At 59.1% G+C, this 15,528-nt stretch carries 9 protein-coding genes and 1 pseudogene; 2 read left to right on the top strand and 8 right to left on the bottom strand.

The window, feature by feature from the left end; genetic code table 11:
* The first annotated feature begins 35 nt into the window (after positions 1 to 35).
* Positions 36 to 2,072: an ATP-dependent zinc metalloprotease FtsH gene (gene ftsH, locus AB3175_RS10415; RefSeq protein WP_367360879.1), complete on the top strand. Its 2,037-nt coding sequence runs from the start codon at positions 36 to 38 to the stop codon at positions 2,070 to 2,072.
* A 155-nt stretch (positions 2,073 to 2,227) separates the two neighbouring features.
* Positions 2,228 to 4,933 carry a GNAT family N-acetyltransferase gene (locus AB3175_RS10410; RefSeq protein ID WP_367360878.1) on the top strand — a complete coding sequence of 902 codons (2,706 nt, stop codon included), beginning with the start codon at positions 2,228 to 2,230 and terminating at the stop codon, positions 4,931 to 4,933.
* 132 nt (positions 4,934 to 5,065) lie between these two features.
* Here the strand turns inward: AB3175_RS10410 and AB3175_RS10405 are convergent, their stop codons facing one another.
* From AB3175_RS10405 to AB3175_RS10370, 8 genes and pseudogenes are all read right to left on the bottom strand, one after another.
* A complete protein-coding gene (locus AB3175_RS10405) occupies positions 5,066 to 5,578 on the bottom strand; it encodes a peptidylprolyl isomerase (protein WP_367360877.1) in 513 nt (170 codons plus the stop codon).
* 147 nt (positions 5,579 to 5,725) lie between these two features.
* The gene (locus tag AB3175_RS10400) at positions 5,726 to 6,829 is read right to left on the bottom strand and encodes a DUF2275 domain-containing protein (RefSeq protein ID WP_367360876.1); all 1,104 of its coding nucleotides are present in this window, start codon (positions 6,827 to 6,829) and stop codon (positions 5,726 to 5,728) included.
* Positions 6,826 to 7,473: an RNA polymerase sigma factor gene (locus AB3175_RS10395; RefSeq protein WP_367360875.1), complete on the bottom strand. Its 648-nt coding sequence runs from the start codon at positions 7,471 to 7,473 to the stop codon at positions 6,826 to 6,828. Before AB3175_RS10395 ends, AB3175_RS10400 begins: the two co-directional genes overlap by 4 nt.
* 5 nt (positions 7,474 to 7,478) lie before the next feature.
* Entirely contained in the window at positions 7,479 to 9,848 is a 2,370-nt protein-coding gene (locus tag AB3175_RS10390; protein ID WP_367360874.1) for a VIT domain-containing protein, read from the bottom strand.
* 330 nt (positions 9,849 to 10,178) lie between these two features.
* Positions 10,179 to 12,446, bottom strand: a complete 2,268-nt coding sequence (locus tag AB3175_RS10385) for an ATP-binding protein (RefSeq protein ID WP_367360873.1) — start codon at positions 12,444 to 12,446, stop codon at positions 10,179 to 10,181.
* Positions 12,447 to 12,608: 162 nt separating this feature from the next.
* Complete coding sequence (locus AB3175_RS10380; RefSeq protein ID WP_367360872.1) at positions 12,609 to 13,217, bottom strand: histidine phosphatase family protein; 609 nt, start codon at positions 13,215 to 13,217, stop codon at positions 12,609 to 12,611.
* 31 nt (positions 13,218 to 13,248) lie between these two features.
* Complete coding sequence (locus tag AB3175_RS10375; RefSeq protein WP_367360871.1) at positions 13,249 to 14,046, bottom strand: alpha/beta fold hydrolase; 798 nt, start codon at positions 14,044 to 14,046, stop codon at positions 13,249 to 13,251.
* A 162-nt stretch (positions 14,047 to 14,208) separates the two neighbouring features.
* Positions 14,209 to 15,528, bottom strand: a pseudogene (locus tag AB3175_RS10370) (type III restriction endonuclease subunit R); the annotation flags it as partial.

The raw sequence follows: 15,528 nt of genomic DNA, 5'->3' as shown, positions 1-15,528 counted from the left end.
CATCACGAAGGCACGGCGCATGACAAGGAGCAGCCATGAAATTGACCGGAACAAAATCGCAGGACAGGAACTCCAAACCCGTTGACAACAAGCCGGAACCCAAAAAGGGCTCCGGCTGGGCGAAGATGCCGCCGCGCAGCACCTGGATATGGTTCGCCCTCATCCTCATCGCGAACTTCCTCTTGATGAAGCTGCTGATGCCTGCGCCGGAACAGCCGTCCATCGTCCCCTATACCCTGTTCAAGGATCAGGTGGGCAAGTATAATGTTCAGGCGATCTTCAGCCGCGGCGAAACGATCACCGGCCGTTTCAAAGTGCCCCTCACGATTCATTCCGCGGAGGAAAAAGGCGACGCCAAGGCGCCGACGAAGGAAGAGCCCAGGAAGGTGGACCATTTCAAGACCATCCTGCCCGCCTTTGTCGATCAGGGTCTGGAAGCCTATCTGATCGACCATGCGGTCGAAATCAGCGCCAAGCCGCTCCGCGAAGAGCGCAGCACCCTGGCGACGATTCTTTACAGCTTCGGTCCGGGCCTGCTCTTTATCGCCTTCTATATCTGGATCTTCCGACGTATGGCCCAGCAGGGAGGCCTTGGAGGGGGACTCATGGGCATCGGCAAAAGCAAGGCGCGCCGCTATGACCAGGAGGAGGGGCAGAAAATCACCTTCAATGACGTGGCCGGCATTGACGAGGCCGAAAACGAACTGGTGGAGATTGTGGATTTCCTCAAGGACCCGTCAAAGTATACCCGCCTTGGCGGAGCCGCTCCGAAAGGCGTCCTGCTGGTGGGCCCTCCGGGCACGGGAAAGACCCTGCTGGCGAAGGCGGTTGCCGGGGAGGCCGGAGTGCCCTTCTTTTCGATCAGCGCCTCGGAATTTGTTGAGATGATCGTCGGAGTCGGCGCCGCGAGGGTGCGGGACCTCTTTCAGCAGGCCCGCGATCAGGCGCCGTCGATCATCTTCATCGATGAGCTGGATGCCATAGGCCGTGCGCGTGGGCCGGCGGCCATAGGCGGGTCCAGCGAGCAGGAGCAGACCCTGAACCAGATCCTGACCGAGATGGACGGCTTTTCCAGCCGCCAGGGCATTATCGTGCTGGCGGCGACCAACCAGCCGGACGTCCTCGACCGCGCGCTCCTGAGGCCCGGTCGCTTTGACCGGCGTGTGGTGGTGAACCTTCCGGACAAGACCGGCCGCGAGGCGATCCTCAAGGTTCACGTCCGGAATGTCCCTCTCGCCGAAAGCGCGGACCTGGTAGAGCTTGCCGCTGCGACACCGGGCTTTTCGGGGGCCGACCTGAAAAACCTGGTCAACGAGGCCGCGCTGCTGGCGGCGAGGCGCGGCCAGAGTGAAGTCCATTACAAGGATTTCATGGACGCCCTGGAGAAGATCGTACTCGGCCCCGAGCGCCCCCTTCTCCTGAGCCGTGCGGACAAGGAGCGCATCGCCTACCATGAGGGAGGGCACGCCATTCTGGGTCTGGTGGTTCCCGGTGCGGACCCTGTGAACCGGGTGACGATCGTACCGCGGGGTCAGGCCCTCGGCGTGACCTACCAGCGGCCGGAAAGCGACCGCTACAATTATCCGGAGGCTTACCTCCGGGCACGGATTATTGGAATGCTGGGCGGACGGGCGGCGGAGGAGATCGTCTATGGAACGAAGACGACCGGCGCCGAAAGTGACATCGAGCAGGCGACCGGGCTGGCCCGCCGGATGGTGACGCGCTGGGGAATGAGCGAACGCCTCGGGCTGGTGCAGCTTGCGCCCCGGGATAACCCCTACCTGAGCGGCATGGACGGATATGGTGGCTCCAGGCCATTCAGCGAGGATACCGCCGAAACCATCGATGCCGAGGTTCGCAGGATCATCGCCGAGAGCCACGAGGAGGCCAAGCGGCTCCTCAGAGCATACCGCTGTCAGCTCGACGCCCTCGCCGAGGCCCTTGTGGCCCGGGAAACCCTCGATGAGAAGGAAATCCTGGCTGCAACAGGCCTGCCTCCAGCACCGCCCCTGGAGACGGGCAAGCTGCCGCTTTCCGATGAGGAGAGTCAGAGCTCCGCGGGCGCCGCCTGAGGAGCTTCTGCAGGCGACCGACGGCCACGAAAGGATGGGGGCAACTGGGGGAACAGCGGTTGCTGACAGGCAGGCGATCATTGCAGGGGTTTCCGTGCCTGGATGGGTCCGCTCCGGCTCGGTCCGGAAGATCACGAAGCACGTGGGGGTGACAAATGAAAAACCTGAGCAGCGTATTCAATCCTGACCGTGTGGCATTGATCGGCGCCAGTGATCAGGAAGGTTCCATTGGAAAAATTCTTCTTTCGAATCTGCTCCTGGCAAAAAATAGAACGATCTTCCCGGTCAACCCGAAGAAGAAGGTGCTGCTGGGCCAAAGATGTTTTGAGAATATATCGAGCATTCCCGAGCCTGTCGATCTGGCCGTGATCGCGACCCCGGCGGAAACGGTTCTCGATCTGGTAGAGGAGTGCGGCAGGGCGGGGGTCGGTGGGCTGGTCATTGTTTCCGCAGGCTTTAAAGAAAGCGGCGAAAAGGGAGCATCTCTGGAACAGCAGCTGAACGAGATCCGGAAAAATTACGGCATGCGGATCCTCGGGCCGAATTGTCTCGGGTTTGTTCGGCCGAACGCCGGTTTGAACGCCACCTTCATGAAGGCCAATCCTCTGCCGGGAAAGATTGCTTTTATATCCCAGAGCGGCGCCCTGGGCAGCGCCATCCTGGACTGGGCGGCTTCGGAGAGCGTCGGGTTCAGCATGTTCGCGTCGCTCGGTTCCATGAGCGACATCGACTTCGGCGATCTCATCGATTTTCTCGGAGAAGACGAGGCGACGCGGAGCATCCTGATTTACATGGAAGGGGTGGGAAATGCCAGAAAGTTCATGAGCGCCGCTCGGGCGTTTGCCCTGCGAAAGCCCGTGATCGTCCTCAAGCCGGGAAGATATACGGAAAGCGCTGAAGCAGCCCGGTCCCACACAGGCGCCATGGCCGGGGATGACGCAATCTATGACGCCGCGTTCAAAAGAGTGGGGGTGGTGCGGGTAAAGGATATTTCCGCTCTCTTCGACGCGGCTGAAATTCTCGCTTCCCAGAGGCTTCCCCTCGGCCGGAAGCTGGCCATCGTCACGGCAGCCGGTGGTCCCGGTGTCATGGCCACGGACGCCCTGATGGATTTCGGAGGAGAGCTTGCAAAGCTTTCCGACGAGAGCCTCGAACGGTTGAATGCCTTCCTGCCGCCCTTCTGGAGCAAGGGGAATCCCCTGGACCTGCTGGGGGATGCGGATACCGGGCGGTTTGACCAGGCGATCCAGGTCTGTCTGAACGATCCCGGGGTAGACGGCATCCTGGTCATCAGCATTCCCATGGATACGGCTCCGCCGGTTGAAGTGGCCCGGGTGATCATTGAAAATGCGAAAAAAGCGTTCAAGCCGATCATTACGACCTGGATGGGGGCGGGAAAGGTGCGTGAGGCGATGGATATGGTCGCCCGGCAGGGTATTCCCAATTATGAAACCCCGGAAGGGGCCGTGAAGGCCTATATCAATCTGTACAACTATGAAAGGAACCTCGAACTTTTGTATGAAACCCCTTCCGAGCTGCCGGTGCGGAGAGTCGTCCAGGAAAACCTGCCGGCTTTCCTCAAGAGAATCCGGGAGGAGAAGGGTTCCTTAAACGAGATTATTTCGAAGGCCGTCGCTGAGGAGAGATACCTTCTCAACGAGAACGAGTCCAAGGAGTTCCTTGCCGCCTATGGCATTCCAACCACGGTTCCTGCACTCGCCGTTTCCGAAGAGGAGGCGGTGGCCGTTGCCCACCGCCTGGGATATCCCGTTGTCATCAAGATCGCCTCGCCGGACATATCGCACAAGAGCGATGTCGGTGGCGTCGAGGTCGGAATCCGCTCCGAGGAGCAGCTCAGGCAGGCCTACGGGGGCATGCTGGCAAAGGTCGGACAACGGGCTCCGGAGGCGGTGATCGAAGGAATCACCGTTCAGAAGATGATAGAGAACATCGATTACGAGCTGATCCTGGGCTCGAAAAAAGATAAGGATTTTGGTGCCGCCATTCTCTTCGGGATGGGTGGGGTGACGGCGGAACTGATCCAGGATTTCTCGGTAGGCCTGCCTCCCCTGAACACGACACTGGCAAAGATGCTGATGGAGGAAACGAAAGCCTACAAGCTCGTTCAGGGATGGCGCGGCAAGCCCCCGGCCGATCTCGAAGAGCTTGAGGCGACGCTGATCCTTTTCTCCTACCTGGTCGCAGGTTTTCCCGAAATTGCGGAGATTGACATCAACCCGCTCGCCATATCGGACGGCAAACTGTACGCCCTGGATGCGAGAATCATCCTCGATAAAGCCTATCGGAAATCGGCGGACCTTTATCCGCACCTGGTGATTACCCCTTATCCCACGAGGTTCATCACGACCTTTCTATTGCCTGATGGAACAGAGGTGACCCTTCGGCCGATTCGGCCTGAAGATGAACCTTTGGAGCGGGAGCTCCTCGAGACCCTGTCCGAAGAGTCCCGCCGGACAAGGTTTTTCTCATCTTTTAGGAACGTCACCCGCGAGTGGCTGATCATGTTCTGCAACATTGACTATGATCGGCACATTGCCCTCGTCGCTGAAATTTCGGAGCAGGGGAAACAGAAAATCATCGGTGTCGCAAGACTGATCATCAACCCGGATTTCAGCTCCGGGGAAATCGCCGTGCTCATCCATGATCGGTATCAGCGAAAGGGGATCGGGCAGAAGCTGATGGAGACGGTCCTCAACATCGCCCGGTTAAAGGAGCTGCCTGAGATCTACGGGGAGGTTCTGACGGATAACCGGGAAATGCTCAATCTCAGCAGAAAAAATGGATTTTCCATCAAGCGGCTTCCCGATGGAACGTCGAGCATTCGCTTGAAACTGCAGTAAATGGTCGATCCGCCGCCATGCCGGTCAATCCGGAAAAGACGGCATGAATTCATCCGATCTCCAGCACAGGCAAGGGGGGCATCATCTGGTGCCCCCCTTGCCTGTGGGCCCGAAACCGAAACGGTGGGAAAATTATGCCTTCCGGGTGACCGATTCAATCAGCACATCTTCCAGGGGCCAGTCCTGGAAAGGACCCCGGGAGCCGGTTTTGACTTTGGCCATGGAATCGATCACATCCATCCCCTCCGTCACTTTGCCGAAGACCGCATAACCGAAGTTGTTCTTGCCGGCATAATCCAGGAAGGAATTGTCCACAAAATTGATGAAGAACTGGGACGTGGCTGAATCAATGACCATGGTCCGTGCCATGGCCAGCGTGCCCCGCTCGTTTTTCAAGCCGTTTTCCGCCTCATTCTTGATGGCAGGACCGGTGGGTTTCTGCTGACCGCCCTTGTCGAATCCTCCGCCCTGGGCCATGAATCCGGGGATGATCCGGTGGAAAATGGTTCCGTCGAAAAAACCGTCTTTTACATACTGCAGAAAATTTTCAACGGTGATGGGGGCCTTGTCCTGATAAAGGACCGCCTCAAAAGTTCCCAGGCTGGTTTTGAAGACCACGGTGGGGTTGGAACTTGTATCTTGCATGGTTGCCTCGTCTCCTTGAATGGTTTTGGTCGGCTGTCTGACAATGGCCGATCGATGTTCTGAAATGTTGCGGAAGTATAGAGGGAAACCTTCAGGGTTGTCAAGGAAGGATACGGACAAAAACCGCCGGACTGGCTGAACGTTCCGTCAGCGATTGGCGGGGACTTCTATCCGGACGGGCACCATCCCCGCACGGGAATCGGCCGTACCGATCGAAACGGCCCTGCCCGTGATACCCAACCCTGTAAGCCTCTGCAGAAGGGCTTGCACCTGCCGGGGCGGCAGCTCCGCCGTCAGGATCTCCATTCCTCCGGATGTCCTGCGCTCGATCCGTGAGGCATCAAACTGCCGCAGAAGGCTTATGATTTCCGCCGTCGATGCGCTTTTCCCGCGAAGGCCGCTGTCGGTAACAGCGGAATCCGATGTGTTTTCTCCATCTCCGGATTTTTTCCGAGCCATGGGGGGAGAGAGGGCTCCGGAGAGCGATGGTCGGGGGGCGGCGAAGACGGGGGGCTCTTCAGCCTTCCGGGAGCCGACGCTTTCAAGGGTTTCCAGCGGCAAGGGCGCCAGGGCCACTGCCCCCTTCCGCGGCTTTGCCGCATCCTCTTCCCCTGAAAGGTGCTTCCCGCTGTCCCGCATCCCCTCCCCATCCGGGCGCGGCGGTGAAGCCTGTTCCAGCCGGAGAGCGGACTGATCTGTCGGCTGTACAAGGCCGGGCTGAGGGGATTTCGCGCTCTTCGCTGCCGAAGGCGGCGTCGTTCCCCGCGGGACGGATGGACCGACGGCGGGCGCAGGCGGAATGGCCGCCCGGGAATGGTCCTTGCGGTGAGGCCCCTGCGTTCCCATGGAGCGCTCCAGCGCCGGCTTGGGCAGGGCGACGTGGAGGTCCCCATCCCTGTGGAACTGCGTCTCCTGGGTGCGATAGACCTGGAAAGCGAGGACTGAAAGAATGAGGAGCGCCGCGGTGGAAAGGGGAATCTTCAGGTGCAGCGGGGAGAAGAGCCTCCGGAAGAACCCCTTTTCCGGCTGTGCCTCGTCCCGCACCCTGGTCATGATTCTCTGCTTCAGCCAGGGTGGAGGCGTCACCTCCTCCAGGCCGGACAGGATCGTCCCCATCCGCTCCAGATCCGCGATGGCCTTGCGGCACTGCGGGCAGGAGGCAAGGTGATCGCGTACCCTCGCGCTCTCCTCGGGTGAGAGAAGACCTTCCAGGTAGGCGGGCAGGCTGTCTTCGATATCCCGGCAAGTCATGAAAAATCTCCGATTCTGGAACGCATGAGGTCTTTCAGGGAATTTCGTGCCCGGAAAAGCCGCGAGCGGACGGTACCCGGGGGGATCTTGAAAACGTCGGCAATCTCGCCGTAGGACAAGCCCTGAATGTCTCGCAGGACAAGAATTTCCCGGTAGCCGTCATCAAGGAGGCCGATGCATTCCTGCACCCGGGCTTCCAGTTCCTTTTTCTCCAGGCGCTCCTGGACGGAGTCCTCCTGCAGAGGCTCCGCCTGGCAACCGCATCCGTATCCGTATCCTTCTTTGCCGGAGGACGCCTCCGGGAAAAAATCTCCGGAACGCACCCGGGCCTTTCGCTGCTTCAGCTCGATCAGCCGGTTCTTCGCGCAGTTGACCACGATGCCGTAAAGCCAACTGGAAAAACGCGCCTCCCTCCGGAACTTCGCAACGGACCGGAAGGCGGCGAGGAAGGCCTCCTGGACGACATCACAGGCCTCCTCGTAATCTCCGATCATCCGGTAGGCAACGTTGAGCATCTTTTTCTGGTGCCTGTCAACCAGAACTCCGAAAGCCTCGACATCCCCTTTCTGGCAAAGAAGCACCGTTTCGAGGTCATCGTCCTCGATGATCGGAGGTTGCTCTTTCAGAGAATTCGAGGCTTCCATGGAGGCTATCGCACCTGTGGGATTGTCCTTAATACCAGTGTAAGCGTTATCCTGGATTCTTTTCCGTTTCCGGCAGCGGGAAAACGCCACTTCTTCATCCGCTCCAGGAGGCAGGAATTTACAGCGGCATCCTTCAGCGCTGCCGGGGAAGCGGTGACCTTACGAACCGCGCCGTCGGGAGAAAGGACCAGGATAAAGGTCTGTTTCACGTGAAACACCTTTCCCGCCAGGCAGGACTCCAGGGTGGAAAGCTGCCCCTTCACGATTCCCGCTGCGTCCTCCTGCGAGAGGCCTCCCGCCACTTCGATCCTGTTCACGGATAGAGAAACGGTGCCGGGCCGGGCTTTCCCGGATCCGTCCTTTTTCTTCTCCGCCTTCCCGTCCGGGGGCATGGCGCTATCCAGGGTGGCCGATTGTTCGCGGACCGGGGCGGCCAGTGGGGCGTAAGACAACATCCTGCCCTTTCCCATGGCGCCTCCCACTGCGTAATCTGAAACACCCTGGGGCAGGGGCAACGGCTGTTGCACGGTGGTGGGTTTGCCTCCCTGCCGAACCTCGCTGTCCACCGCAACGAAGGAGGTATGGGCTGTCAAAAGGTTGTAGGTCAGTCCCAGGTTCGTCACTTCTTCGCTGCGCTCCCGCTTTTCCCGGAGCCGGTTGTAATCGGAAAGGAGCGCAATGCGGTGGCGCGCCCAGAGATAACGAAGGGCCGCATTTTCCGGCAGCGGCGTGACCCCTGCCACTGCGAGGGACTCGGAATAGGGTCCTTTCCCGGAGATTCCCGTCAGCGTCACATGGCCACCGGGTTTCCCACGCCATTTTCCGAAGAGGATCACGGGACGCTCGGCCAGAACATCGGGCAGGGAAACCGGTTCCACATCATAAGCGGAAAAGCCTTCAAAATCCACCTTCACCTGGGTCAGTACCGGTGCAGAAATCATGGCGCGGAAGCGCTCCGCCCTGGACTGCGCTGTTTCCCGCTTGTCGATGATGAAAGGCTCGCCCATGCCGGTCCGCGCCATCCCTTCGATGAGGTGGCGGTTGACGCTCGTCCCGATTCCGAAGGCAAACAGGTTGGCGTTGTCGAGATTGTGCCGGATGAGATCGAAGACCTCTTCCTCAACGGTCACATAGCCGTCGGTGACGACGACCAGGGTCCGCGAGTCCTGTTCGCGCTTTTTGAGGGAGAGGGCGCGCTTCAGGGCCGGCAGTATTTCCGTTCCGCCGCCGCCCCGCTGGCCCTCAAGAAGAGCAATGGCCCGCCGGACATTTTCCGCCGTGGCCGGCAGGGACTCCTCGGACATCAGGGACGAACCCCCGGAGAAGAGCAGGACGTTGAACCGGTCCGAGGGGCGCAGGCCGCCGATCAGGTTGGCTAGTAGCTGCTTGGAGATGTCCAGGGGAAAGCCGTACATCGATCCCGAAACATCGACGATGAAGATGTATTCCCGGCCGGGGATCTGTTCGGGGGCAATCCTTCTGGGCGGCTGCATCATCAGAAGGAAGAAGTTCTCCTGTTCGCCCCGGTAGAGGAGCAGGCCGGATTGGACGTTGTCGCCGTCAAGGCGGTAGCGGAGGATGTAATCGCGGTTTCCCCCCGACTTTTCCGACGGATCGAGCAGGACTTGAGCCCGGGCCGGTCCTTGAAACGCTGTGTTCACGGAATGGGAGGGGCTGGAGATGTCCCGGACCGGCAGACCCGTTGCCAGGCTGACCGATATGTCAAAATCGTAGGGAGGGGCTTCGCCGGAATGAAGATAGGGGTTGGCGCTCCACGATTCTGAAGGCGGCGCCGAATCGGCCTGCGTATTGGAATAGCGGGGGCCGACGACGGCGGGATAAACGAATTCGTACACCCGGTTTTCCGGCATGAGCAGTTCCGTGTATTTCAACTCCACCGCGATCTCGTCTCCCGGCAGGATGTTGGCCACATTCATCTGGAACACATTGGGCCGCTGCTGCTCCAGGAGAGAGGCGCTCCGCCCCTCGTTCCGGGCCTGCTCGTAGTCCCGGCGCGCCTCATCGCGCTTCTTGATTCTGGCCTCGATGACCCGCTTGCCGATCGTCATTTTCATGCCGTAGACGGCGGCCCTTGTGGAGGCGGGAAAGACATAGACCGCCTCCAGAGGCTTTTTCCCCTCATTGCGGTAGCGTTGGGTGACCGTTACATCGGCGATCACGCCGGAGATAGTGACCGCTGCGGAGGTGGCTTTCAAGGGAAGCCGATCCAGGGTGGGGCTGTCGCTTTTTACCAGAAAATAGGGGGACAGGGTGCGGTCCTCCGCCGATCTGTCCGGTTGCGACAGGGCGGCATTCCAGGGAAGTATGACGGCCGTCACGATCAGGACGGCCAGCAGTCTGCTCAATCTTTTCATGGCAATCTCCTCTGAGGCGAAAATGTGTTTACGACTTATGAAAGCTTAGACAAGGAAGGTTCTCGAAAAGTTCCCAAAAAAATGAAACGGGCCCGTCCGTCCTCGAGGCGGGGTTCATCGGGGCACCCTTTGAGCCACGGCCCGCTTCCGGGGAACTAACGGGGATGTGGCAACATAACAGGGGTCTCGATGGGAGCGCTCTGATTGCGGAGGAACCCGGAGCGGTCAGCCTCGATGTGCGGGATGTTTGAACATGCCGTTGAACGTTCCGGCAGGAGTCGGCCCGAGGGCGCGCCAAAGAAATCCTGCCTTCGGTAGAATGCCGGTCCGTCAGGATACAGGGATTTCGGGGAGGGCGGATTCCTGCCGGGCACGGTCCAGTTCATGCCGGACGGCCACCCCGATTTTTTCCAGGATATAAGGTTTCCGGACGAACGTTCCGGCGCCCATTTTCTGCGCGTTGCGTACCCGCTCCGTTTCTGAAAAGCCGCTGACGATTACGGCCTTCTGCCCGGGCTCGATCTCGCGGATTCTCCGGAAGGTCTCCATCCCGTCGATTCCCGGATCCATGATCATGTCCAGCACCACAAGATCGGCTTTTTTCCTGTGGATGCGCTCGACGGCCTCTTCTCCGCTGGCGGCGGCCTCAACGTGATAACCGAGCTTGCTCAGCATGCTCATCGCCAGTTCCCTCTGTTCCTGAACATCATCCACAACGAGAATGGATTCTCCCCTGCTTCGGTAGGAATCGGGCGAAATCGCCTGCCTCCGCTGGACGACCTCTTCCCTGGTGACCGGGAAGTAAAGGGCAAAGCTGCTCCCCCTGCCCTCCTCGCTCTGAACGTCGATGTGACCCTGGTGGTCCTTCACGGTACCCCAGACGACGGACAATCCCAGTCCGGTTCCGCTTCTTCCCATCACTTTCTTGGTGTAGAAGGGCTCAAAAATCTTGCCCAGGTCCTCCGTAGAAATCCCGTTGCCGGTATCGGAAACCGTCAAGACGAGATAATCCCCCTCCTTCATCTCCTCGTATCCCTGCAGGGGCTTGTCCAGGTGCCGGTTCTCCGTCCGGATCGTGACCTCTCCCCGCCCCGGGATGGCCTCGGCTGCATTGGAGACCAGGTTCATGACCATTTTCCCCAGGTGAACGGGCGACCCCCTGAGGTTCAAAAGGCTCTCGTCAAGGTCTGCCGCGATCTTCACATCAGGATGGTAAGAGTTCATCTTTTCAAACTCCGGACTTTTGAGATAGTCCAGAATCACTGTGTTCAGATTGACGACTTCCGAAACGGTGACCCCTCTTCTGGCCAGCGTCAAAAGATCCTGGATAATGGCCGCGCCCTTAACGCAGGATTTCATGATGGAATCCGCGTATCTGCTCATAAGGCTCTGCGGAGGCAGCATTTCCAGGAGCAGTTCCGAATAGCCGACCATGACACCGAGAACGTTGTTGAGATCGTGGGCGACACCTCCGGCCAGCGTTCCCAGGGCTTCCATTTTCTCGGCGCGCTTCAGCCGCTCCTCGAGTCGCTTGCGCTCCGTGATATCCTCGACAGCTACCACCGCTTCCTGGGAAGGCGCGGCAGATGGCAGAAGCGCCGCGCTCAGAATGACATTGCGCAGAGCGCCGTCCTTGCGCCGGTTGATGGTCTGAATGGAAGCGGTACCCTGCGATGAGAGCTGAAGAAACAACTCCCGCTCCGCCTGCCGATACTCCGCCTCATCGCGGTACATCATCCGGGCGTCTTTTCCGATGATTTCGGTTTCGGAATAGCCGAAGCTGTCGCACCAGACCTTGTTGACCCGCTGAAAGACATGATCCTTGATCGTGGCAAGACCGATGGGAGTGGCGTTGAAAATGCCGCGGAGAGCCGCTTCCGCCTGCCGCAGTTCCTCCTGGCGGGTGCGAAGCTCGCGGCGCTTCCCGTAAAGCGACGCTGCGAGCAGGGTGAGCATGACGGCGACCACGGCAAGGCCTGCCAGGGGAACCGCCCGCAGGGCCACGGTCCACATCCATTCGCTGGCGGCAATGTCCATGCCGAAGACCATCTGTACGCCGCCGGTTGCCGGTTTGGGCTGTGGCACGAATGCACTTACCCAGGTTCCCCAGCGGTCCTCATAGGGGCCTCTGACGGCGGCCCGTCCGGTGTCGAAAACGGCGTGAAGCTCTTTCGAGGCTTCGCTGTAGACCTGTCCAGGCGGTGAACAGTCCCTTGAGGTATGGGGTTCCGAATCCACATGAAAAACGATGGAGCCATCCGGCCTGCGGCTTATGAGATACAGGAAACGGCACCTGGGATTGGAGCGGCGGATGTTGGCCAGCTGCGCCTTGATCCGCAGATAATCGGGTGAGGTGAGGTCTGCCGCCGTTCCTTTCAGCGAAGTCATCCGCTGCGGGTTGATGGCCGTGGCGATCATGGCGACCTGCGGAAGCAGGTCGGTGCGGAGTTCCCGGTCGGCTCGAAGCATGGCCAGACACGTGGAAACGATGATCACCGTCAACACGGACAGGGCAAAGAGAAGGCGGAATGCACCATCCGAAAGGTGAAATTGTATTGAGCGGGAAGTGGGCGTATGCTTTGATTCCATTCCATTCATGAGCGGCTTCGTGCCCCCGGCAGTCAGCCTGACTGGGCCTTGTCCGCCTTATTTTGAAAATCGTTGATCCCTTCGTGCGGGAACACTCTTGGACTTGCATAAACTGCTCCATACCCGGGCCATGGAACGGCCTTTCCGGGGAGGTTTACTGGAGGGGATTCTCTAGGGCTGCCCGCCGTTGAGATAAGGCCGGTCGTTGAATAACTCGATGTCCGCCGATCCGTTGCAGAATCGAATGACGGTTCTGGAAGCGGGATCGACGCAGAGGGATCGGAATTCGGCGAGGGGAAGGTTTTTGATCCTGCAGAGAATGGACGCCAGGGTAAAGTTGTGGGCAACGACCAGCGCGTTTCGGGAGTTGGCGAGGATGCCCTCGATGACCTTCCAGGCCCGGGTTTGGACATCCAGAAAAGATTCCCCATGGGGCATGCCTACCGAAGCCGGATCAGCAAGCCATTTCCTGAGGAAGTCCCTGTGGTGCGCCATCAGCTCCGGGATCGTGAGGCCTTCAAAATCGCCATGGTTCATTTCCGTCAGATCGGATGACAGGTGAAGGGGGGCCTGGTGAAACTCGTTGATGATTTCGGCCGTTTTCCGGGCGCGGACCAGGGGGCTCGAATAGATTGAAGCAATCGGGAAATCCTTCAGGGAAAGCGCCAGCCGCCGGACTTGATCCAGCCCGGCGGCGCTCAGGTCTACATCGGTTAAGCCCTGGATTCTTCTTTCCTCGTTCCAGGGGGTTATGCCATGTCGAACCAGAATCAGGATCATCTTTTCTCCGCGAATGCGCCTTTTCGCGAAATCAGGGCGTCTTGAGGGTTTTCAGAAATCCAAGGACGGCGGCGTTGAAGCGTTCGGCCTGTTCCACATTGACCAGGTGGGCCGCACCGGGAATGACGTTCAGCTCGGAGAAGAGAATTCGCTCATGCAGATAAACCGCCTCCGAGACGGGGGTCCCCTCGTCCTGCTCCCCGACGATGACGAGGGTCCGGGCGGAAATGCCGGATATCGCCCGGCGGAGGTCCAGGGGGCGGATCGCTTCGCAGCATCCGCAGAACCCTTCGATGGACATGTTCAGGATCATCCCGCGGATCTCGTTCACCTCTTCCGGCAGGCGCTCCTGGCCCGCCCTGGTGAACCAGCGGTCGATCGTGGCATCAGCCACGGCCGCCATTCCATCCTTCCGGACCATCTGGATGCGCTCGTCCCAGACCTCCGGAGACGCCGTGCAGGACGTCGTGTCGGAGAGGATCAGGGAGAGCAGGCGCTCCCCATGGAAGGCCCCCATCATCTGGCCGGTCATGCCCCCCAGGGAAAGTCCGCAGAAATGGACCTTCTCCAACCCCAGAGCATCCAGCAGTCCCACGGCGTCCAGGGCCAGCATTTCCATGGAGTAAGGGCCGGGCGGGGAGGCCGACTGCCCGTGGCCGCGGCTGTCATAACGCAGCAGCCGGTAACCGGCTTCCGCAAACGCAGGCGCCTGAAATTTCCATATCCTGAGGTCTGATGCCAGAGAATTCGAAAACATCACGACCTCCCCCTGTTCGGGGCCTTCAAGCGCGTAATAAAGCTCCGTTCCATTCACCTTTGCCAGCGGCATTTCAACCTCCTGATCTTAACGGTCATGTCTGATGCATTGATATATTGTCACGCAATCCCCCCGCCGCTTCGTCATCTCTCCGCGGGGCAAGGCCGGTCAAGGACCGAAAACTCGCCATGCGGGTCTTTATAGAGCGATCTGCTTATTTCACCCTATATAAATTCACAGGCCGAATCGCTTCGCCAAGGCATCCAGGGTGATGTTCGTGGAAATTTCGTCATGGGGGATGAGAATATAACGCCAAGGTTTGCCGCCGCTGCTTAACGCATGGTTCGATGCGTTGGCGCACCACTGAACAGCCGCCTCCTTTTTTACCAACACAATCTCATCCTCCATCTGATTCCGGGCTTTCGGTTCGAGCATAAAAATTGTATCCGCCGTTTCCGCGACAAAATCCGGCTGATATTCAAGATGGTCGGCGCCATGACGATAAAAGAGCTGGAACTGGCCTTTGGCGGGTTTGAACCACTTGAGGGAATCCCTGTCTAGAATCAAGGCCAGCCGACGTTCCGCTTCCGAGTCGAACTTCTGTACCGGATACAGGCAACGGGTAAAACCGTTGAAGAGATATTTCGCCATGTTGCTCTTGTCTACAGGAGACACATGGTAATCCATAGGCGGCTCCGCTGCGGAACAGGTATAGGCGCTTTCCTTCAGCTCCGTGTAACCTTTGCTCACGATCACTTCGTAACCGGCCGCATCCTCCCAATAATGGTCCTGCATCTGCACATGGATGAACCGCGCGATATCCCGCTGGTAACAGCGGAGCACCTTCCGCGTTTCTTCCTTGGAAAGATAGGTTTGAAAATGCTGCACCGTCTGTGCGGCCAGATTGTAGAGAAGATCGGCATGATCGTCATAAGAAATGTCATCGAAATCGACCAGGCCGCTCACCACGTAATCCTCTGGACGTACTTCTTCAATTCCGCCGCGGTTCAATGCCAGCACTTCCGTTTGATGAGTGCGGAGATGCTGAATCCAAAGCTCATCGGAAACGGCCGGATACTTCAGTGTCTCCAGGGACAGCGTAAAGGGTTTGAAACCCGACTTCACTTCCCCCTTCGGCGTCACGAGGATACGGGGGATGTTGATGGTCTGTTCGGTAAACAATTCGACCGTTTTGGCCACGACGGCTGCGATATCCGGTTTTTCCGTCATGCCCTCCAGTTCCAACTGCGCGGGCTGACGCTGTTCCTCTACCGTTTTTATAATGGCCGCTTGAATCTCCGGCTTTTTCAAGGAATGAATGTCCGGGATGAGCTGCGGCTGATTTTCCAGCTTGCGGATAACGTCCCAGGCGATCTTCGCCACATGCTGCTCCTCCGGTTTCGGAAAAGCCTGAGCCTGCCCCTGACCTGCCAACGTCGTGCTTCCCGTCGCCTGTTGCGGTTTGACCCCCAGTTTCGTCGCCAGATTCGTCTGCGATACCACCGTGACCGTCTTCTGCCCCAGCGCCGCCTCGTCCAGCACGACGGCCTGCAG

Source organism: Syntrophus sp. (in: bacteria), from assembly GCF_040768185.1.
Lineage (GTDB): Bacteria > Desulfobacterota > Syntrophia > Syntrophales > Syntrophaceae > Syntrophus > Syntrophus buswellii.
Note: the sequence above shows the minus strand (reverse complement) of the source record. Positions and strands in the feature narration are given on the sequence as shown.

Bases quoted from the DNA above. Each gene is read 5' to 3' on its own strand.
- ftsH (WP_367360879.1), top strand. From the start codon at position 36: ATGAAATTGACCGGAACAAAATCGCAGGACAGGAACTCCAAACCCGTT.
- AB3175_RS10410 (WP_367360878.1), top strand. From the start codon at position 2,228: ATGAAAAACCTGAGCAGCGTATTCAATCCTGACCGTGTGGCATTGATC.
- AB3175_RS10405 (WP_367360877.1), bottom strand. From the start codon at position 5,578: ATGCAAGATACAAGTTCCAACCCCACCGTGGTCTTCAAAACCAGCCTG.
- AB3175_RS10400 (WP_367360876.1), bottom strand. From the start codon at position 6,829: ATGACTTGCCGGGATATCGAAGACAGCCTGCCCGCCTACCTGGAAGGT.
- AB3175_RS10395 (WP_367360875.1), bottom strand. From the start codon at position 7,473: ATGGAAGCCTCGAATTCTCTGAAAGAGCAACCTCCGATCATCGAGGAC.
- AB3175_RS10390 (WP_367360874.1), bottom strand. From the start codon at position 9,848: ATGAAAAGATTGAGCAGACTGCTGGCCGTCCTGATCGTGACGGCCGTC.
- AB3175_RS10385 (WP_367360873.1), bottom strand. From the start codon at position 12,446: ATGAATGGAATGGAATCAAAGCATACGCCCACTTCCCGCTCAATACAA.
- AB3175_RS10380 (WP_367360872.1), bottom strand. From the start codon at position 13,217: ATGATCCTGATTCTGGTTCGACATGGCATAACCCCCTGGAACGAGGAA.
- AB3175_RS10375 (WP_367360871.1), bottom strand. From the start codon at position 14,046: ATGCCGCTGGCAAAGGTGAATGGAACGGAGCTTTATTACGCGCTTGAA.